This window comes from Psychrobacter vallis (assembly GCF_904846715.1).
Taxonomy (GTDB): Bacteria; Pseudomonadota; Gammaproteobacteria; order Pseudomonadales; family Moraxellaceae; genus Psychrobacter; species Psychrobacter vallis.
Map to the genome: position 1 here is coordinate 127,314 of NZ_CAJHBU010000005.1, position 22,240 is coordinate 149,553.

The 22,240-nt window shown below is 44.8% G+C and carries 14 protein-coding genes; 2 read left to right on the plus strand and 12 right to left on the minus strand.

Annotation, left to right across the window (positions count from 1 at the left end; translation table 11 throughout):
* Positions 1-21: 21 nt before the first annotated feature.
* On the minus strand, positions 22-819 hold the full coding sequence (locus JMY02_RS05115; RefSeq protein WP_201595924.1) for a 3-oxoacyl-ACP reductase: 798 nt from the start codon (positions 817-819) through the stop codon (positions 22-24).
* A 408-nt stretch (positions 820-1,227) separates the two neighbouring features.
* Between JMY02_RS05115 and JMY02_RS05120 the strand changes: the two genes are divergently transcribed.
* A complete protein-coding gene (locus JMY02_RS05120) occupies positions 1,228-2,364 on the plus strand; it encodes an ABC transporter substrate-binding protein (RefSeq protein WP_201595926.1) in 1,137 nt (378 codons plus the stop codon).
* Positions 2,365-2,434: 70 nt separating this feature from the next.
* Here the strand turns inward: JMY02_RS05120 and JMY02_RS05125 are convergent, their stop codons facing one another.
* The 11 genes from JMY02_RS05125 to JMY02_RS05175 all read right to left on the minus strand — a co-directional run bounded on the left by JMY02_RS05125 (position 2,435) and on the right by JMY02_RS05175 (position 19,358).
* Positions 2,435-3,646 (minus strand): FUSC family protein, encoded by a 1,212-nt coding sequence (locus tag JMY02_RS05125; protein WP_227678422.1) that lies wholly within the window; start codon positions 3,644-3,646, stop codon positions 2,435-2,437.
* Positions 3,647-3,832: 186 nt separating this feature from the next.
* Entirely contained in the window at positions 3,833-5,254 is a 1,422-nt protein-coding gene (locus JMY02_RS05130) for an FAD-dependent oxidoreductase (protein ID WP_021813141.1), read from the minus strand.
* A gap of 164 nt (positions 5,255-5,418) precedes the next feature.
* On the minus strand, positions 5,419-9,882 hold the full coding sequence (gltB, locus tag JMY02_RS05135; protein WP_201595928.1) for a glutamate synthase large subunit: 4,464 nt from the start codon (positions 9,880-9,882) through the stop codon (positions 5,419-5,421).
* Between the two features lie 1,037 nt (positions 9,883-10,919).
* On the minus strand, positions 10,920-11,960 hold the full coding sequence (locus JMY02_RS05140; protein WP_201595930.1) for a hypothetical protein: 1,041 nt from the start codon (positions 11,958-11,960) through the stop codon (positions 10,920-10,922).
* Positions 11,961-12,119: 159 nt separating this feature from the next.
* Positions 12,120-13,229, minus strand: coding sequence for a 3-dehydroquinate synthase (aroB, locus tag JMY02_RS05145; RefSeq protein ID WP_201595932.1), 1,110 nt, complete (start codon positions 13,227-13,229; stop codon positions 12,120-12,122).
* A 57-nt stretch (positions 13,230-13,286) separates the two neighbouring features.
* Complete coding sequence (aroK, locus tag JMY02_RS05150) at positions 13,287-13,844, minus strand: shikimate kinase AroK (protein ID WP_201595934.1); 558 nt, start codon at positions 13,842-13,844, stop codon at positions 13,287-13,289.
* Positions 13,845-13,994: 150 nt separating this feature from the next.
* Positions 13,995-16,358 (minus strand): type IV pilus secretin PilQ, encoded by a 2,364-nt coding sequence (gene pilQ, locus JMY02_RS05155; RefSeq protein ID WP_201595936.1) that lies wholly within the window; start codon positions 16,356-16,358, stop codon positions 13,995-13,997.
* 27 nt (positions 16,359-16,385) lie between these two features.
* Positions 16,386-16,919: a pilus assembly protein PilP gene (locus JMY02_RS05160; protein WP_201595938.1), complete on the minus strand. Its 534-nt coding sequence runs from the start codon at positions 16,917-16,919 to the stop codon at positions 16,386-16,388.
* The gene (pilO, locus tag JMY02_RS05165) at positions 16,919-17,653 is read right to left on the minus strand and encodes a type IV pilus inner membrane component PilO (protein WP_201595940.1); all 735 of its coding nucleotides are present in this window, start codon (positions 17,651-17,653) and stop codon (positions 16,919-16,921) included. Before pilO ends, JMY02_RS05160 begins: the two co-directional genes overlap by 1 nt.
* A complete protein-coding gene (locus JMY02_RS05170) occupies positions 17,650-18,303 on the minus strand; it encodes a PilN domain-containing protein (protein ID WP_201595942.1) in 654 nt (217 codons plus the stop codon). Before JMY02_RS05170 ends, pilO begins: the two co-directional genes overlap by 4 nt.
* A complete protein-coding gene (locus JMY02_RS05175) occupies positions 18,303-19,358 on the minus strand; it encodes a pilus assembly protein PilM (RefSeq protein WP_201595944.1) in 1,056 nt (351 codons plus the stop codon). The genes JMY02_RS05170 and JMY02_RS05175 overlap by 1 nt, the downstream gene beginning before the upstream one ends.
* Positions 19,359-19,551: 193 nt before the next feature.
* Between JMY02_RS05175 and JMY02_RS05180 the strand changes: the two genes are divergently transcribed.
* Positions 19,552-22,215 (plus strand): penicillin-binding protein 1A, encoded by a 2,664-nt coding sequence (locus JMY02_RS05180; RefSeq protein WP_201595946.1) that lies wholly within the window; start codon positions 19,552-19,554, stop codon positions 22,213-22,215.
* Positions 22,216-22,240 lie beyond the last annotated feature (25 nt).

The window sequence follows — 22,240 nt, forward strand, 5'->3', positions numbered from 1 at the left end:
TCGAATGTTCACAAATAAGCGCTAAGGCATCGTCAAACCACCATCGACAGCGATAGATTGTCCAGTGATAGCCGCACTTAGATCAGAGGCCATCAACAGCACTGAATTGGCAAAATCAGCCACTGAGGTCGCTTGACGCAGCGGGGTCGTCGTAGCAATATAATCGAACACCTCTTCAGTCGTTAGGCGGCTCGCATCCGTCGTTTTCAGTAGGCCACCTGCCAGCAAATTAACCCGAATACCATACTGACCAAGCTCAGCTGCTAGGTTGCGTGTCAAGCCAATCAATGCAGATTTGGCCGTGGTATAGTCGTAATAAGTGACCACTGGATTATAGACAAGGTTGATTGAGATATTGATAATCTTGCCCATTTTTTGCGCTTTCATCTGAGGTAGTACTGCTTGCACGGTGTTGACCGCACCCTTTACGATGCCGTCTATTTGCTGGGAAAAATGCGCCCATTTTACCGTTTCAATACTGGTATAGTCAGCATTAGGATTAAACTGGTAGCTTGGCAACGCATTATTGACCAATATATCAATGCGACCATAGCGTGCTACTACTTCTTTTGCCATATCTTGCATCTGCTCAAGCTCCGTAACATTAGCCTGATAACTAAATGCCTGTCCACCTACCGCAATGATGTCAGCAACCACCGTTTCGGCGGCTTCTTTGCTATTGAGATAATTGACACAAACGCTTGCGCCAGCTGCCGCCATTGTCTGAGCAATTTGTGCGCCAAGTCCGCGACTGGCACCAGTGACGATAACCACTTTATCGGTCAACAAGGCAGGTATAGCAGCGTTGGTCTGAGTCATGATGGGTCATCCGTTATTATGTTATGGTTGGTATAGCAGCATGGTGTCATATAAACCTGCGCTCATCATATAGTCAATCCACTATAAAATAAATACATAACGTCATATGCATCAACTTGCGTGATTGTTCACTCATATCTCAGTGACAGTGCTTATGACGCCCCTTTAAATTTTTAGGCGTCGTGACCATAATATAGTTACAATACTGTAAAACGCTACAGCGCTAGTGGGATGAATTTTTTGCAGCATCAAAACGTGCCAAGCACACCGCAAGCAAGAAAAAATTGATACCAGTAGTACAAAATTATCGATTTTACTTTTCATTGACTAGAATATGATCGCTTGTATTGAATGTTTATTATTTACCATATTTTACTGACTGCCTTATCTTTACTTAGGAGAGAGATTTTGACCCATTTATCGTCGCGCCATTCAGCCGCAAACACCCCAGCTCGTGTCGGTCGCATCGTACCAAAAGCATTATTGGCCGTGGCTGTTGGCTTGGCGCTTGCCAGCTGTAGTAACTCTGACAACGCCGCTGCTGATGGTAGTACCGCAACGAGTAATGAGACGCTCAATCTATATAACTGGTCAGAATATATGCCCCAAGAGATTCTCGATGGCTTTGAGGCAGAGACTGGTATTAGCGTTAATTACACCACATTTGACTCTAACGAAGCCATGTATGCCAAGCTCAAACTGCTCGATGACTCTAGTCAATATGATTTGGCCATTCCATCAACTTATTATGTCGAAAAGATGGCCAAAGAAGGTCTGCTACAAGAGTTGGATAAATCAAAGCTGAGCAATTTTAAGAATCTGGATACGTCATTTACTAACACCAAAGTTGATCCTGAAAACAAATACTCTATACCTTATATGTGGGGCAGCACCGGTCTGGCGATCAATGGCGATACTGTAGATCCTTCGACGGTCAACAGCTGGAATGACTTATGGCGTCCTGAATACAAAGGTCAAGTGATGCTGACCAATGACGTACGCGAAGTATTTGGTATGGCTCTACTGACGCTTGGCTATTCAGGCAACAGTAGCAACCCTGATGAGATTAAAGCCGCTTACGATAAGCTCACCACATTGATGCCAAATGTGAAAACCTTTAACTCCGATGCCACTCGTATGCCCTACATCGAAGGCGAAACAGCGCTTGGCATGACATGGAATGGCGAAGCCGTTATGGCCAATGATGAAGGCTTAACCAGCTTGGTTTACAAGTACCCTACTGAGGGTGCCATATTATGGATGGATAATTTTGTCATTCCAAAGAATGCAAAACAGGTCGATGCGGCGCACAAATTTATTGATTATCTATTGCGTCCTGAAAATGCCAAAATCGTCAGTGAAGAGATTGGCTATGCGTCACCAAACGTAGCGGCCCGCGAGCTAATGGACGAAGATGTACGTAATAATCCCACTATTTATCCAAGTAAGGAAGTGCTTGCCAAAGCCGAATTTCAAGAAGACGTGGGTGATGAAGCGCTACAATTGTATCAACAATATTGGGATAAGCTAAAAACTGGTCGTTAATAGTTATGGTGTAGCATTCACTCTAAAGATAAAAAACGCTGACACTCAACTGTCAGCGTTTTTTTGTGTGTTATAAATGCAAGTCTGTCTCGCCGCCTTGCTGTTTTATTCTGCGCTGCTCACGGCGCTGATAGCCCAAACCAGACGCTGCATACCAATTTGGCTTGGTCGCTTGCAACAAGTCACTCAATTGCTGCAACTGGGTTTGCAAGGTTTGGGTTAACCAAAAATATCCCTGCCATTCAAACGCCAAATGTTGGACACTTGGATACTCTGAGACGGCAATGCGAGTAATGGGGCGAAACATCTCATCGCTTGGACTACGCAGTACCGCTGCTATGTGTTGCATGGCTTGAGTCAGCTCATGTTGGTAATGTAACAATAAGACATGGTTCTCATCATCGATGTCAATGTTTGCCAAACGCGGTGCCGCACTCAAGAGTAAATCAATCGTACCAATGATATTACGGTGAGTACGCTGAATGGTCTCTAATGTCTCTTTCTTAATTCCTGACTCACTAGCCGTTGCAGCGATGTGAGGGCGTACGGCCAGTAGCCGTTTATTTATCTGTTGTAGTGCAGTGACCAACTGCTTATTCACAGGCACGCCATCAGCGAGAATAGCCACTGGATTCAGTGATTGAACAGCAGCATCCTTTATTACATCAGGCGCATCAATGTGATTGCCCACACCAGCATAAAGACTGCTACAAGCATCGAGATTACTACTCAATAAAAAACGCCACATCAAGGTCGACTTTAATGGCAACACCAGTGTCACTGCTACCGAGACGCCCGTTCCAAGCAAAATATTCAGAGCACGGTAAACACCATCTTGACCAATGTTATTATTGCCCAAATCTGAGACAATCATCAGCATGGTGATACCCGTCAGCAGCCCTGTATACCCAAGCTGTCTGACTGCTAGATAGCCAATGATGCCACTAATCAGACCTATCAAGGCATAATCTACCCACAACCATGCGCTCACATTTTGACTGAACCACAAAACACCAAGAGCAGCGCCGATTCCCAATAAAGTGCCAAGGACTCGCTCTTTTGCTTTGGTATAGATAGCCCCTTGATATTGCAACAACCCCAAGATGATAAAAACAGTAATAGTCGTCCACTCCCCATGTGGGAAGTTGGTGATTTTATTGACCAATAGCGCAAGTATGACGGCCGTACCCAAACGTATGGCATGCAAGGTATCTGCATATTGATAGCGGACATAAGGCTCAACAAACAGCGCGGTAAATCGCTGCCACATAGTTAATTTCACGCAGGGCTACTCTTCTTAGTTGATGGTTAGAATGATAGCAGCAATTATATGCTAACAATTGACATCCTAGCAGTAGCACCGCCATTTACAAAGTCATTCCCAAAAAAAACGTCTTTTGCCCATTAAAGACAAAAGACGCTCAAAATCAGAGCATACTTATCACTGATGTAAGTTAGACGCGCTTAATCATACTTCCAAGAAATCTAAAATACCTTCAGCCGCTTCACGACCTTCCCAAATGGCAGTCACTACCAAATCAGACCCACGCACCATATCACCACCCGCAAATATTTTAGGATTTTGAGTTTGAAATTTAAAGGTTTGTTTTTCTGCTGCCAACACACGGCCAGAGCTATCCATCGCTACTTGCTGCGACTCAAACCAGTCAGCAGGGCTTGGTCTAAAGCCAAAAGCCATAATTACCGCATCACAAGGGATAATTTCTTCTGAATTGTGAATTGGCTCAGGGCGTTGACGACCACGGTTGTCCGGCGCACCCAATTGAGTAGTGACGACTTTGACTCCCTTAACCTTACCATTTAAGCCAATAATTTCTGTTGGTTGACGGTTGAACAAGAATTCAACACCCTCCTCACGCGCATTGACCACTTCACGGCGTGAGCCTGGCATGTTTTCCTCATCACGGCGATAGGCACACACCACTTTTTCAGCGCCTTGACGGATGCTGGTACGGTTACAGTCCATCGCTGTATCACCGCCGCCCAATACCACCACTTTTTTGCCTTTGAAATCGATATACTCTTCGGGATTCTTTTCCCAATCATTGCAACGATTGACATTGGCAATCAGATAATCTAGTGCATCATAAACACCGTCTAGCTCTTCACCCGCAAAACCGCCGCGCATGTAAGTGTACGTACCCATACCCATAAACACGGCATCATAATCACTGAGCAGCTCATCGATGCTAACATCTGTGCCAATCTCTGTTTCAAGGCGAAACTCAATACCCATGTCCTCAAAGATGACACGGCGATTGCGCATCACGTCTTTTTCCATTTTAAACTCTGGAATACCAAAGGTAAGGAGGCCACCAATTTCAGGACGTTTATCAAAGACGACCGGTTTGACGCCATTTCTCACCAATATATCCGCACAGCCAAGACCTGCTGGCCCTGCACCGATGATTGCAACTTTTTTGTCGGTCCAAACCACATCTGACATATCTGGACGCCAGCCGAGCGCAAAGGCGGTGTCATTGATGTATTTTTCAACATTACCAATCGTGACCGCGCCAAAACCATCATTTAGGGTACAAGCGCCTTCACATAGGCGATCTTGTGGACAAACACGCCCACACACTTCAGGCAATGTATTGGTGCGGTGACACAACTCAGCCGCTTGAAATATCTGCCCTTCGGTGGCCAGTTTCAGCCAGTTGGGAATGTAATTATGCACTGGACATTTCCATTCACAGTACGGGTTGCCACACTCAAGACAACGATGCGACTGCTGCGCAACGGCCTCACTCTCAAACGGTGTATAAATTTCAACAAACTCCGTTGAGCGTGTTGCAATGTCTTTTTTGATTGGCTCAAGACGTGGTACATCTAAAAACTGAAAACTATTTTCTATGCGTTTTGCCATGGTGCTATCTCTTTTATATAAGGCTCTTTTATAGTGGGCGGTGACAGCGAACGATGCTCAATGAATTGTCACATTAGAATGTGTAAATCGCTGCTGTCACTTACCTGCTCAAAACCTGTGAGTTAAAGCGTATCTAAAAATCTATTGTCGGGTAACCCAATCCGCTATTGTGGGTCCGCCATAGTCGTTTTTAGAAGGCTCGCAATGTTCGCAGCTTTTGGTTTCACCAAGTAAAACTTACGGACGTAGTGTTCAAAGTCAGCCAATATCGTCTGACCCCATACACTACCAGTTTTATCTATATGCGTTTCAATCACTCGTTGCAAATGAATACGATGTTCCTCGGTTTGCTCGCTGGAGATACGATTCAGATCGATCAGCTCATGGTTACAACGATCAAAGAAATCACCTTCCATATCGAGCACATAAGCGAAACCACCAGTCATGCCTGCCCCAAAGTTGAGACCAGTACGTCCAAGAATGGTGACGATGCCGCCAGTCATGTATTCACAGCAATGGTCGCCTGTGCCTTCGATGACCGCATGCGCGCCAGAATTACGAACACCAAAGCGCTCGCCTGCCGTGCCAGCAGCATACAATTTGCCACCAGTTGCACCATATAAGCAGGTGTTACCGATAATGGCTGTCTCTTGTGCGACAAAGTTTGAGTCTTTGGGCGGATAAATAACAATTTCACCGCCTGCCATGCCTTTACCGACATAGTCATTGGCATCGCCTTCAAGCTCGATATTTAGGCCACCCGCATTCCAAACTCCCAAACTCTGTCCTGCTGTGCCGGTTAGATTCAATTTAATAGGCATATCACTCATGCCAAGGTTGCCCCATAGTTCTGCAATCTCGCCAGAAATACGAGCACCGATGGAGCGATCACAGTTGCCAACATCATAGCTATAATCTCCGCCTATACCTTGGCGAATATTCAATAACATATCGCTAATCATCTGTTCAGCGAGCAAGCCTTTATCAAATGGCGCATTGCGCTCTACTTGACACGTTTGCGCTTTACCAGCACTGGCTGGATGACTGAATAGCAACGGCGTTAGGTCAAGGTGACGCTGTTTCTCAGTCGTTCCTTCGAGTATTTCGAGCAAATCAGTACGTCCGACCAACTCTTCCATGCTACGGACACCCAATGCTGCTAGCCACTCGCGCGTTTCGGTCGCCACAAACTTAAAGAAATTGATCAACATCTCAGCTTCACCAATGAAATGCTCATCGCGTAACTTGGCTTTTTGCGTGGCAACGCCTGTTGGACAGTTATTCAAATGGCAAATACGTAGGTATTTACAGCCAACCGCAATCATCGGCGTGGTACCGAAGCCGAAGCTTTCTGCGCCAAGAATCGCCGCTTTTACCACATCGAGACCTGTTTTTAGGCCACCGTCGGTTTGTATACGTACTTTGTCACGCAGTCCATTGACGCGTAGCGACTGATGAGTCTCGGCAAGACCCAACTCCCATGGCGACCCTGCATGGTGAATAGAAGATAACGGAGAAGCTGCTGTGCCACCATCATAGCCTGAGATGGTGATTAAATCGGCGTAGGCTTTTGCAACGCCTGTGGCGATTGTACCGACACCAGGACGTGATACCAATTTAACCGATACCAAAGCATCTGGATTGACTTGTTTTAAATCAAAAATTAGCTGCGCCAAATCCTCGATAGAATAAATATCATGGTGCGGCGGCGGAGAAATCAACGTCACACCTGGTACAGAATAACGCAAGCGCGCAATCAAAGCATTGACCTTACCGCCCGGTAGCTGACCACCTTCACCCGGCTTGGCACCCTGTGCGACTTTAATTTGCATGACTTCTGCTGAACGTAGATAAGCTGGCGTGACGCCAAAACGACCCGAGGCAATCTGCTTGATTTTTGAGTTACGCAGTGTGCCATAGCGTACTGGATCTTCACCGCCCTCACCAGAGTTTGAACGCCCACCAATGGTGTTCATGGCCATGGCAATCGCTTCATGGGCTTCAGGAGACAGTGCGCCTAATGACATGCCAGCAGAGTCAAAGCGTGTCAGAATCTCAGAGATATCCTCGACGTCATTGACATCGATACTGTTGTCTGTTTTTAGCTGTAATAGATCACGCAATGTGGCAACTGGACGACTATTGACCAGATTTGCATACTGGCGATAATTTTCATAATCACCCGTTCTTACGGCGGTATGCAAGGTGTTGATCACGTCTGGATTAAAGGCATGGTATTCTTTGTTAAAGACAAACTTCAGCAAACCGCCTTGATCCAGTGGCGCGCGGCGTTTAAAGGCATTAGCCGCCAACTGTGCCTGATCGGCAGCCAAGTCTGCAAAGGTAGCACCTTTGATACGACTTTGTACCCCTTTAAAGCACAAGCTAACGACCTCTTCAGAGAGGCCAACAGCTTCAAATAACTGAGCACCGCGATAAGACACCACAGTCGAGATACCCATTTTTGATAATATTTTTAATAAGCCTTTATCCAAGCCTTTACGGAAATTCACCCGCGCTTGGATCGGATCACCAAGCAGCTCACCAGTTGCTACCAAGTCATCGATGACATCATATGCCAAGTATGGATAAACGCAGGTCGCACCAAAGCCAATCAATACAGCCACTTGATGCGAGTCGCGAGCAAGACCCGTCTCAATGATCAAATTAGCATCGGTACGAATACCTTGCGCGATGAGATAATGATGCACAGCACCCGTAACCATAATAGCGTTGGCAGGGACTTTGTCTGCATTAATGGCTCTGTCAGATAATACGATCAAGGTATGGCCAGCACGAATGCTAATCGCCACTTGCTCACAAATAGCGGTAATGGCATCGGACAATTCTAGCGTACGGTCATAGTTCAAATCGATACGAGCCATCTTGAATGCAGGATCATCCAAAGTTTCAAGCTGCTGCATTTTACTGGCTGACAGTACAGGTGACGATAAAATAATACGATGCGCGTCTCTCGCTGATGGCGAGAACACATTGGTTTCAGCGCCTAGGCATGTTTGTAGCGACATCACAATCGATTCACGCAATGGATCAATCGGCGGGTTGGTCACCTGTGCAAACTGCTGACGAAAAAAGTCACCAACATGGCGGATTTGCTGCGACAGCACTGCCATCGGCGTATCATCGCCCATTGAACCGACGGGCTCTTGACCATTTTCAGCATTGGGACGAATGATTTCTGTGCGCTCTTCATTAGTGATGTGATACATTTTTTGCAAGGCTTTTAGCTTATCTCCGCGGCAAGCTTGCGTTGCTAATGTTTCCTCTAAACGCTCATCATCACGAATGCGTGTCGCTTCATCACGTAACCATTTGCGGTACGGATGGGCATTTTTGAGTAAAGTTGCAATCGCCTTAGTATCTAAAATTTGACCGGTCAAGGTATCGATAACCAGCATCTGACCCGGCCCAACCCGGCCTTTTGCCAACACATCTTCTGGTGAGTAATCCCAAACGCCAACCTCAGAAGCCACCGTGATATAACCATTTTTGGTAGTGACCCAACGCGACGGACGCAAACCGTTTCGGTCGAGCATACAAACAGCATAACGCCCATCTTGAATCACCAAACCTGCTGGGCCGTCCCATGCTTCCATGTGCTGTGAGTAAAATTCATAAAACGCACGCAAGTCCATGTCCATGCTATCGACATTCTGCCACGCTGGCGGCACTAGGATTGACATGGCATGGAACAGATTCATGCCGCCTGACATCAGGACTTCGAGCATGTTATCTAAGCTTGATGAGTCTGAACCCGTACTATTTACCAACGGTGTCAACTCATTCAAGTTGGGCAGTTTTTCTGATTTTAATTTTGGCGTACGGGCTTCAGACCAGTTGCGGTTACCCGTGATGGTATTCAATTCGCCATTGTGGGCAAGATAGCGGAACGGCTGTGCCAATGGCCAGCGTGGTAAAGTATTGGTCGAGAAACGTTGATGGAACACCACGATATGCGATGCCAACCGCTCATCTTGTAAATCTAAAAAGAACGCGGGTAAGTCTGATGGCATCACCAAACCTTTATAAATAATCGTCTGGCAGCTCAATGAACAAACATAAAACAACTCGTCATCGCCCAAACGTTGCTCTGCTTTTTTGCGAGCAACAAACAGTTTACGATTAAAGTCGTCCGCAGCCAGATCATCAGGCGCATTGACAAACACTTGCTTAAAATCTGGTAGTGTCTCACGGCCAATTTCACCAACAATACTTAGATCCAGCGGTACATCACGCCAACCCGCAACGTCTAAGCCTTGGGCCGCAATCTCATCGCTCAGTATCTTTTGGCTATGCTTGGCTTTAGCTTCATCTAAATTGACAAACACCATACCAACTGCAAAGTTATCAGTAATGGCTAACTGCTGCTCAGCTGCAATTTTTCTAAAAAACTCAGTAGGCATCGCCAGTAATAGACCACAACCATCACCAGTTCTACCATCAGCAGCCACGCCGCCGCGGTGTGTCATACAACTTAGACTATGAATGGCAGTTTTTACCAAATTATGGCTGGCTTGGCCTTCGATGTGAGCAATCAAACCAAAACCACAATTATCAGAAAAGTCATCTGGCGTCGCCAGGTGGGAGTGCGAGGAAATCATTGACATAGCTGGTCCTTTTAATTAAACGGGCAGCTTATATATCCAATGCGGCACATAAGCTGGCACCCGTAAGCAGAACGGGCTGATAGTGAGTATTCATATATTCGAATTAATAAATCGTGCGAGACTCATAGACATCATCGTTCAAGAGCAAGGTAAAACCTTTAACTCTCCTATAAATAAGTAATGTCTTAACAGATAATTCGCGTATTAACAGATAGTAAGTCATAGACTCTAGCAGTAGGATAAAGTACAACCCTATATGCCAGTTACTTAATCACCAATAACATCATGTCGTTATGTTGAGTCTCGCCTGTCATGATGTCATGCCTAGCGCTTAAAGAGCGCTGGCTGGACATTGAATAACAGCGCATTTGATTAATGTTGAATATCTGACGCTCTATACTCAAGCGCTTTATGAACTCTAAAGAGAGTGACAATAAGAGAGGTTGCGCCACTTGTCATGGCTTCACTGTGAATGACAAGTGGCTTCGCTTGAGACAAAAAATGCTAGTAAGGTAGCTTATAAATAAGAGCTGCTTACTAAATGCTTGTTAGATAAATAGTTTTTTACGATAACTATACAGAACGTCGCCCTCAGTTATATTAGTTAATGCCACACAAAAAATCTAGTCTTTTCTATCGATTCATTAGCCATATTTTGTAAGAGAACTTATTACTATTGGTTATAGGACGACTAAAAACCTTGTGCAGATTTTAATAGAAACGAATAATAACGAGGTCTGAACGAGGACACTTATTCAGACTGGCGACATCTATCACCAATCCTAACTGAAAGATTGATAACCATCATAATGCATCGCTAGAATAATATTTTCTTGCTTGCTGTGCCTTCGCAGGCAGAGGCTACGAAAATATTATTCTAGCAGCACTGTATTTATTTTATAGTGGCTTGACTATAAACCTTCCTTTTTAACATTGGTAAAGAATTTATCATATCCTACAAAAAAACCCACCAATCATTTCTATTAGTGGGTTTTAAAAAAATACAATCACCGCTTCATCATAACGGCTATTAAACGCTAATTACTTTTGTCTTCTATCAAGGTTTTTATACTGTCGGTGCTATTCTTAGGAGCGCTGCCATTGGTATTGCTTGGCGGTTTAGGCGTTGGCACTACTGGTGGTTTTTTAGTCGTGCTATTATCAGTGTTTGAGGCCGCAGGCTTACTCGCACCCTCTTCATTTTTAGGTGACGTAATAGTTGTCTGTTGTTCATAGCCGACGATACGCTCTTCATTGACAGACAAGGTCTCAGAGGTATCAGCTGATTGACGAATACTTTCTGCTTCACTATTGGCATTTGCTGATTGTTGACTACTGCGATCTGTACTGTTACCTGCTGTCTGCTCATTCACACTATCACTGGCTGCTGGCGTAGCCTGACGCACAGGCACTTCACGTTTGGTCGGTTTTAAATTCACAGAACGTGTACGCTTGGTACTTAAATCTTTTACTGGATCAGGGCGTTCATAATTATCGATAATACCGACATAACGATTGATCTCTTCTGGCAACACACGCACATCAGCAGGCAATTTAAAATCGATGAGTTTGGCCGCTCCGACCGCTTCTTGCGGACTGCTCATGAGTCCATAAGTCAACATATAGCGCACTTGGTTTTCATCATCGAGATAGCGGAAATAGGCAAATTTATCACGATCCGCGCGACCTTCTAAATAGCTGACAATGACCTCATTTTCAGCGACATTCATTACCTGAACAGTCCATTTTCCTTTATTAGTCAACAAATAACGCTTGTCTTTAAACTCATCAGGGTAATTACGCAAATCCCGAACCGTGGTATCAAAACTAATCGGCTGTACGTCTGTGTCCAGCTCGTGTAACGACTCAATACTTAAAGGCTGCTCAAGCGCCGTGCTCAATGATTGCGGGGCGGATATCGGGGCATTTTCGATTTTGGCGCCCATCGCTGGTGTTTGACTAAGCATCCAAATTAGCGCGGTGACCACGCCCAACAGCAAGGTCATTATCAGCCAAATCAACGCTTGACGACGATATGATTGGCGAGCGTTACGAGGCGTTGGTCTTGAAGCTGCCATGAGGATGTCCTTGGTAAAAATATATTTAGCCGCATTAGATACAAGCGTATGCAAACGAGATGACGATGACACAGTGCACTTTGAGTAGTTTATCTCTATGAGTATTAAAGTATGTTTGACAATTCAACACGCTCTAATGATAACTAAAATTTTGATACGTTATGTACTATGTTGTGACAATACGTCCGTTAAAATCTCGGCATCAAAATCATTGGTCAGTACGGCGTCACCCAGTGATTTTAACAAAATAAGGCGGATTTGTCCGTGTTTCACTTTTTTGTCATGACCCATCAAGCTCAACGCAGTTTGTACATCGATAGACGGCGGCGTGATGGGTAAGTTGGCCAACGTCAAAATGCGCTTGATACGCACCACCTCTTCAACCGTTAACCAGCCAAGCTTTTGTGACAGCTCGGCGGCTTGTACCATGCCAGCAGCAACCGCTTCACCATGTAGCCAATTGCCGTAGCCTTCATGCGTTTCAATCACATGCCCAAAAGTATGGCCAAAATTTAACAATGCCCGTACACCCGACTCTCTTTCATCTTTCGCGACGATATCAGCTTTGTATTGACAGCAGCGCTTTACCGCCTCACCCAATATGGCCAAATCTAATGCCATCATTGCTGGTAGATTTGCCTCAAGCCAAGTCAAAAAGTCTGCATCCATAATCAGCGCGTATTTTATAACTTCAGCGAGTCCCGCCGATAGCTCCCGTGCAGGCAATGTTTTTAGGGTGCTCATATCAGCAAGCACCATCTGCGGCTGCCAAAAAGCACCAATCATGTTTTTGCCTTGCGCATGATTGATACCAGTCTTGCCACCAACGCTTGAATCCACTTGCGACAATAGCGTCGTTGGGATCTGGATAAAATTCACCCCACGCATAAAGCTTGCCGCCGCAAAGCCTGTCATATCTCCGACCACACCACCGCCCAAGGCTACAAGTGTGACATCACGATTGAAGTGCGACGCCATCAATGTGTCGTAAATTTGATTGATACTGGTCTGGTTCTTATATTGCTCTCCATCGGGCAACACACAGACCTTAACGGTAAATTGCTCTGTTAACTCTTCTTCCAACACTTTTAGATACAAAGGCGCAACGGTATCATTTGTCACAATCAATACTTGGCGGCCACCAATATGGGGTGCAATTTGCTTTGCCATACTGTTGTTCTTTATCGCACTGTTTTCAGTAATGACAATTGGATAATCATGACTCTGCGTATGAACCATTAAACCATTATGAAATAGTGGCACTGCCATGAGATACTCCTAAACATCTTTAATGGGATTAAAATAGCATATGTTAAATCATATGATTTATGACTTATGTTCTGGTGTTATAACAGTAGATAAACCAAACGACTGGAGTTGCTGTAAGAGTTGATTGACCATATGACGTGGGTAAGTATGACCCGTAGGCATAATAATATGCGCCACTTGCCGATATAATGGATCGCGAGTGCTGTATAAGTCTTGCAGTATTTTTCTGGGATTGGGCTGCTGTAATAATGGTCGTGATTTGTCTTTGGCAGTACGCGCCATTTGCACATCGACAGCGGCATTCAGATAAACTACAATGCCACGCTGTTTGAGAAAGGCTCGATTTTCGGCGCACATCACGGCACCGCCGCCAGTCGCCAAGACTATTTGGGATTGCTGAGTCAACTCGTCAATGGCGCGGGTCTCACGCTCCCGAAAGCCAGCTTCGCCTTCTTTGGCAAATATCCAAGCAATATCCGCACCAGTTTGTGATTCAATATACCAATCACTGTCTACAAAAGGGCGCCCTAACTGCTTGGCTAGCAATTTACCGATCGTGGTCTTTCCCGCTCCCATCGGACCTACTAAAAACACCGACGGTAATTCCTCCACCATAATAATCACTCAGCTAAATTAGATATGATACAACGTCATTGATATTCTGGCTAGTAATGAGCGGTGATTATTATTTGCCATCCTTAAATTTTGTGCACAAAAAAAGCAAGCACGACGCTTGCTTCTTTGTTTAAGTCAATCGATAACAGACTAATCCAAACGGCTGGTACCATCATTGATCAATTTAGGTGTCACAAATATCAACAGCTCTTCCTTATTGTTATTGCGCACATCTTTACGGAATGCGCGACCAACATAAGGTAAATCTCCTAAGAAGGGCACTTTACTCACCTCATTGTTAGTACGGTTTCTAAAAATACCACCCAATACTACGGTTTGGCCATCTTCGACGGTCACATTGGTTGATATAGAGTCTTCATTGATAGCTACGATACCATTGGTAAATACTGGTGTGCCATTGGTAATCAGCAACTGCAAACCAATCTTACCATCAGGCGTAATATTTGGTGTCGCCTCTAGACTCAACGCCGCTTCTCTAAAACTGGTCGTAGTCGCGCCACTGGCTGATGCTTCTTGATAAGGAATCTGGGTACCAGAAGAGACTTTTGCCGTTTGCTTGTCAGCCGTCAAAACTTTTGGGGTAGAGATAACCTCACCGCGGTTATCAGCTTGCAATGCTGACAATTCAAGATCAAGCATTGCATCGGATATACCAAGCAAACCAAAAGCGATACGGCCAGCAGGATTGGCAACGCCCAAATCAACGTTTAAGTTATCAGGGCGAGTGATATCATATGAAGGATAAGAAACCGTCTGACCATTGACTGTCGTCGTCTCTATATCAAAATCCTTTAAATCCCACAAGGTTTGATTACTACCGCCTACCAGTAAACTGCGATTATTGGCAGCGCCGTTTGATAAGATTCCCCAACGAACCCCAATCTCCTTGCTGAAACTATCTGTAGCGCTGACAATACGCGCTTCGATCATAACCTGACGGACTGGAATGTCGATTTTGCTAATTAACTTGTGAATATTTTCGATACTTTTTGCCACATCTTTGACAATCAGCGTATTGGTACGCTCGTCGACGGTTACTGTGCCACGATTGGATAACAATGTATTGTTGTCATCAGCACGATTGGCAATGCCGCCAGTAGTAGAGCCAGATGACCCAGACCCACTACCTTGAGAAATAAGAGTCAATACATCTTGGGCTTTGGCATAACTTAAGCGAATATATTCCGTACGCAACGGTGCAAAGGATTCGACCGCTTGTTGCGCTTCAAGTTCACGGGCTTCTTGTTCAGCAAGCTCAGTAGACGGTGCGACCAAGATGACATTACCGTTTTCACGTTTGCCTAGATTTTTACTTTTTAAGATAATATCTAGTGCTTGATCCCATGGAACATTGATCAAACGCAAGGTGATATTACCAGCGACCGAATCACTGGCCACGATATTCATTTCGGTGAACTGCGCTAAAATGTCTAAAACACTGCGAATCTCAACATCTTGGAATTCCATAGACAGTGCTTCACCGCTATATACTCTTTCTTCAAGCGTTGGCTCACGTAGCAGCTCAGGCTTATTGATACTGATATTGAGCTGGTTGCCTGATTGATAAGCTTGATACTCGTAATCATTTTTCATGTTAATGGTGATCACACCATTTTGGCTTTGGTTCTTGGTATCAATACTCTCAACGAGACCACTATTAATATTCAAGCGGCGTAATAGGTTTCTAGGTACGGTACTGCCCGTTAAGCGCACGACCAATTTATTGCCTTGGCGTTGTACATCAACCGGAATCGCTTCATTGGCAAGGGTGATACTGACATTACCGCCACCATCGTTTCCTGCTGAAAAATTCACCGCACTCAGACCATCATAGCTGTATTGCTTACTCACCTGTGAGGATGCCAGTTGTGGATTTAACAACGGATTAACTCTGACCACCATGGTATCGGCTGGTACTTCTTTTTTCACTACTGTCTTACTGGTTGTACGCACAGCTGCCACAGGGGCGCTACTGGTTTCTACAATTGGGGTAACAACTGCGGTAGTCGTGATGGTATTGTTATTATTAAGTACGTCTTGGATAGGATCATTGGTAATCACAGAGCGGCTAGGATCCGTAATCGTCAGCAATAAATCATTACCGTCAATCGCTGTCGTATAGCTGCCAGTTTGTTTGAGTCCCACAATAAGACGGGTTGTACTGTCGCTGTTTAAAGTGGTGACATCATTGACCATACCAATGTTATATTCATTAAAGCGATTAGCAAGTCCGTTTTGCACTTGCTCAAAATCCAGAACCAAACGGCTCGGATCATCAAGCTGATAAGCTGCAGGTAATACGGGTAACCCTGCAAAGCCCAAACGCATCTGTGTTACTGCTGGTGCTGTTTGTACCACAGAAACATTGTTAATACGCTGTGCAGCATGGGCACTATTGCTCACTGCTACCATGCTGATTGCCAATGCTGAAATGGCAAAAGCAGAAGACACGCGGTTGCTCATCATCATTACCTTGTTAGTGCGTACTGTCATTATTTATTCCTCAAAAAATCTGCCGACTTAGCTGATGGGGGAAACCAGCGACTGGGGTTTTTCAACGAACCCTGCGCGGCTGTCTGGCACAATTTCAATCAAATTAATCTGGGTCGGCGTGATTTCCACAATACGGCCGTCATTTAATCCAAGATAATCACCTACTTTGACACTAGCAACTGAACCATCAGGACGTTGTATCAATGCATATTGCTGGCCTTCAGGTGAAATCACCACCCCTCGAAAGACCAGTTGCGATAACTCATATTGCTCAAGAGGTTCTTTTACCCTTGTTATATCAGGACGCACACCATCAATAGAGGTGGTAGGACCGTCCACATTGACTAAACTTGGCGGCAAAAACGGACTACGTTGTGCGCTAGCGCTATAGACGAAGTCTTCTACCAGCTCGGCCTTAGGCGGTGGCTCAATAGGCTGTGCTGGCTGATTACGAATATCTACCATCGCCTGCTCTGCCATACCAATACGGTCCGTACAACCCGTTATTGATAAAACAGTAGCACTTAAAATAAGTAGCATGGGCAGTTTTTGGGTGCGCATTAATTGCCTCCTGCAGTATCAGTGGTAGCGGCGGCATCTGTAGTAGTGGCTTCTTCACCCTCAGGAGTGGCTTCTTTTGAGCGATACGTTTTGGTTTGTAGTACCAAATTAAGCTCTGGTAAAACATCCAAAGTCGGCTGCGGGTTACTCACCTCAAAGTCGTGCATAGTGATAATCCGTGGTAAAGCCGCAAGTCCACTGATAAAGCTACCAAACTGATGATATTCGCCTAAAGCAGCAATACGAATAGGCTGTTCAATAAAGAATTCATTTTCAATTTCAGGCTCTACCGAAATATCTTGGAAACGAATATTACTGCCAACGCCCGTCATGTTTATCCCTTCTACCAGCTCTGATACTCGCGTATCCTTTGGTAACTGATCCAGTAACGTATTGAACTCCGTTTCCATCTGGACAACTTGTTCCTGATAAGCAGTTAAATGACGGGCACGCGATTCTTTTTCACGGTAGCTATCAAGCAAGGTTTTTTGCTGACTTTCGGCGGCCTTGATCTCATCAATCTTGCTACTGATCGGTAATGCCCATGCCAATGCCGCTATAAAAGTGATGATAAGTCCAATCACGGTTACTTTTACTGGTAGCGGCCAGCTGCCATAGTTTTCGGAATCTAACGACTCAAAACTGCGACGGAATTCCTTTAGATCAAATTGTTTCTTTGGTTTCAAAGCCGTTTTCTTGGTTTTTATCAGACTTTTTTTGCGGATAAGCTTCATAACTCACCTCCAAGCTCAGGATCGGCATCAGTAGGTTTGGCCGTCTCTGACTGGACTTTGGTCGTTACTACAAATTGAACATAACTGTCTTCAGGATAAACGGGGCGTGGCTGCTCACCAGTGGTGACCGTATTATTGAGAACAGGTGCAGATTCATAAGCACTAATATTCTGTTGAATATTACTGACCGCTGAATTGTCCATCCATTTACTATTATCAAGGTTACGAATCAAGCTTGACACAACATTGGGATTGTCAGCAAGACCGGTCAACGTTAGCGTATCGCCTTCACGTTTGAGATTATTCAAATAAAGCGCAGGCGGAATGGCTTTAGCAAGATCATCCCATAGACGGACAGGTACAGGACGCCGACCCTGCAGGTCTTGAATCACCTGCATGCGTGAGATGATATCTTCACGGCGCTGCTCTAAACTGTCTATTTCAGTCAGAGCCGTATCTAGGCGTGTATTCTCTTGTTCAATCAAGGCATTCGCATCGAGCTGTTCATCAAGCTCATTATTGAAATAGCTCCATGAGGCAAAGGCCGCCAATAGAGCAAGCAAAGTCACAGCGACAACGAGCGTCATGAATTCTTTATTGCGACGTTCGCGTTCTTCTTGTCGCCAAGGTAAAAGGTTAATACGAGCCATTAGTCGAAGCTCCTTAACGCAAGACCGCATGCTGCCATTAAGCTTGGCGCATCAATGGCCAGTTGCTCATTATCAATATTTGGGGCAATAGTCATATTGGTAAATGGATTGGCAACACTGACGGACACGCCAAGTTTTTGTTGTGCCATACCTGCCAGACCAGCTATAGAGCTACTACCACCCGCAAGCACTATGTGATCGATAGTACTATATTGGCTAGAGGAGAAGTAAAATTGCAAAGAACGAGTGATTTGTTGAATGGTGTTTTCGATAAAGGGGGTTAAGACATCAATATAATAATCATCAGGTAAGGTGCGCTCACGCTTACTAAGCGTGGCTTCTTCAGCAGATAGTCCATAACGATTTTGTATCGCTTCTGTCAATTGGACGCCACCAAAGAGCTGTTCGCGGCTGTATATAAACTCACCATTCTTAGCAATATATAAAGTCGTTTGATTGTGGCCGATATCAACCAAAGCCACCAACTCTGGCGTGCCTGGCAGGTTATTTACCATCAATCCAAAGGCACGCTCAATGGCATGAGACTCGATATCCATCACCTTGGTTTGCATACCACCAAACGTTAGGGCGTCGACCCGTTGGTCGACATTTTCTGAGCGAGAGGCCGCAAGAAGCACCTGTACCATATCATCACTTAATAAAGACGGGCCTAAAACCTCAAAATCCAAATTGACGTCTTCCAGTGGATAAGGCACATATTGATCGGCATCTAGACGAATTTGAGCTTCGCGCTCTACATCGCTTAATGCCATGTCCATATCAATAATTTTGGTGATCACGGCCGACCCTGAGACTGCCGTCGCGGCTTGACTCCCAGTCGCTTGGCAACGTCTAGCCAAACTGGCAATAATATTGCCAACTGCTTCAGTGTCGACTAAGAGTTTATCGACGACCACACCTTCTGGAAGTCTCTCAATTCCATAAGATTTTAAGTGAAACATGCCTTGTTGGCGCTGTATATCGACCAACTTTACTGAAGTGGCACAAATATCTATGCCAATCAAATGTCGACTCTTTGAAGTAAATAGCCTCACAAACCCTATACCTTATATTAAGTGTACACTTTGATAGTTATTTGTAATAATTGAACACAATACTTTACTTGATAGATAGATTCAAGCGTTTAAATAGGTTATTAAGGCTAACTTACACATTTATTATGACCTCCCTATTTTGTTCAAGGTATAATGCCCCATCTGTTGCAAATTTTAATTGATAAGTCTTACTATGATCAAAAATACTGCTACCGCTCGTCTCATTCAATTTTTGGTGGGACTTTTTATCGCCTGCTTAGCGTTGGCAGTTATTTTAGCCCTTGCTGTGCCTATTGGTTTTTATGGTATGGCCATGTATCTATCGCCTACTTTACCCAGCACTCAAGAGATTAAGACCGCAAATTTTGAGATGCCATTACAGATTTATAGTAGAGATGACAAATTAATCGGTCAATACGGCAATCGCTTATCACTACCGATTACGTTTGAAGACATTCCTGAAGATTTGACGCATGCTTTTTTAGCAGCAGAAGATGCCTCATTTTTTCAACATAGTGGGATTAGTATTAAAGGGCTTGGACGCGCTGTTACCGAGGTAGTGACCGATGATGATAGCCAAACAGGTGGTTCCACCATCACCATGCAGGTTGCCAAAAACTATTTTTTGAGTCCAGAACGCACCTTGAATCGTAAATTAACCGAATTATTTTTGGCACGTAAGATCGAAGATGAGCTCAGCAAAAATGACATCTTGACGCTTTATGTCAACAAAATCTATTTGGGGGAAGGCGCTTATGGCGTCCGTGCCGCTGCCAAAAAATATTATAGTAAATCATTAGAAAATCTGACCATTGCTGAGATGGCAATGTTGGCAGGTCTGCCAAAAGCACCTTCTAAATATAACCCTGTGGCCAATCCTAGTCGCGCGCTGACTCGCCGCAACTGGATCATTGGGCGCATGCATGAGCTGGGTTATATCAGCAAAGCACAACGTGATGAAGCGATTAGCTCCCCAGTCGGTATCAACCTTTATCAAGAAAAGCTTGATGTCAATATGCCCTATTTGGCAGAAATGACCCGCTCAGCTTTGGTCGATCGCTATGGCGATCAAGTAATGCATAGTGGCTGGCGCGTACGTCTTACTGTCGATAGCAAAGCACAAACAGATGCAGAAGCGGCCATATTGACAGGCTTGGTTGCTTATGAACATCGTCATGGCTGGCGCGGCGCAGAAGCAAATGATGAACCTCTAGAAAATTTTCGCCGCTACAGCAACATGTCCCCAGCCAAAGTTACCAAAGTCAACGCTCGTAGTTTTGAAGCAACACTGGCATCGGGTGAAAGTGTCACCGTGAACTGGTCTGGGATGAGCTGGGCACGCAAATACATTTCTGCCGATCGTATCGGTTACTACCCTGATAATGCCAGCCAAATTGTCAGCCAAAATGACATTATCCGCGTGATACCTACCGCTAACGGCAACTGGCAGTTGGGACAAATCCCTGAGGTACAAGGCAGTCTTGTATCGTTAAACCCAGAAACTGGAGCCGTTAACGCCTTGGTGGGTGGCTTTGATTTTAATCACAGTAAGTTCAATCGAGCCTTACAAGGCTGGCGGCAGCCCGGCTCAACGATTAAGCCACTTGTCTATACAGCTGCTTTAGAAAAAGGCTATCGTCCAGATAGCATCGTCTCTGATCGGCCTATTCAAGTAGGTGACTGGAAACCCAAAAACTCTGATGAGCGTTTTTTAGGCGACATTACTCTACGTCGCGGTCTTTATTTGTCTCGTAATTTGGTGTCTATCCGTTTGCTACAGGCCATCGGTATCTCTGATGTGCGCAATCTATTAGGTGAATTCGGCCTTGATAAAGAAAAGCTACCAACGACTTTATCGTTAGCATTAGGTGCAGGGCAAGCAACGCCGTTACAAATGGCCACTGCTTACGCAACCTTTGCCAATGGTGGTCATCGCGTACAACCTTACTTTATTGAGCAAATCTATAATTATAAAAATAAGCTATTGTTTCAAGCCAATCCACGCCAAGCTTGTGCGTTATGTTTTAACGAACAACTCGAAGCGCTCAATAAAAAATCAATCGAAGATTATAATCAATCAATTGCGAATAAAGACGGTACTACTGAAGACAGTGTTGCTGAAAATGAAGTAACTACCGAAGAACAAGATTTAGAAAATAACAATGCCGCCGAACAAAGCGATAAAACTATTGATTTGACGATTTATGACGCTAGTCCACAATCGGACCGTCTAAAGGCACCTGCAGTACAGTATGTGATAGCCAAACAAGCACCTCGAATATTAAAATCTAGAGTGGCTTTTGACATGGCAGATATTTTACGCGATGTGATTCAACGTGGTACAGCAGTGCGCGCAAAAGCATTGGATCGTGATGATATCGGTGGAAAAACGGGAACGACCAACGAAGCTAAAGATGCTTGGTTCGCAGGATTTCATCCTACCAATGCGACAGTAGTATGGATGGGTTTTGATCAACCAGCTACCATGGGTCGCCGTGAATATGGCGGTGTGGCAGCACTACCCGTTTGGATGGACTTTATGAAAGCCCAGCTTGAAGACACGCCTCGTCAATGGGTATCGATTAATAACCGCGCCAAATCTGAAAAGCAAAAACAGAAAATCATAGAAATGACTGATGAAGGTATTGTGGCTAATGATGACGAAGACATAGAAGACAATTCATCCGCAAAACCTGTCAGAACCCAAACGCAACAGCGCAGATCACCCATTGCGGAACCTGCTGAAGAGCCAAATACATCACCAACAGTCAGACCCAATAGTGAACGTAACGATAGTGTCGCGCAAAATCCACTATCCGTTACGCCCGCTGAGCGCATGCCACCAATGCCTGAGTAAGTCAGACAGTTAGATGATATTGTCT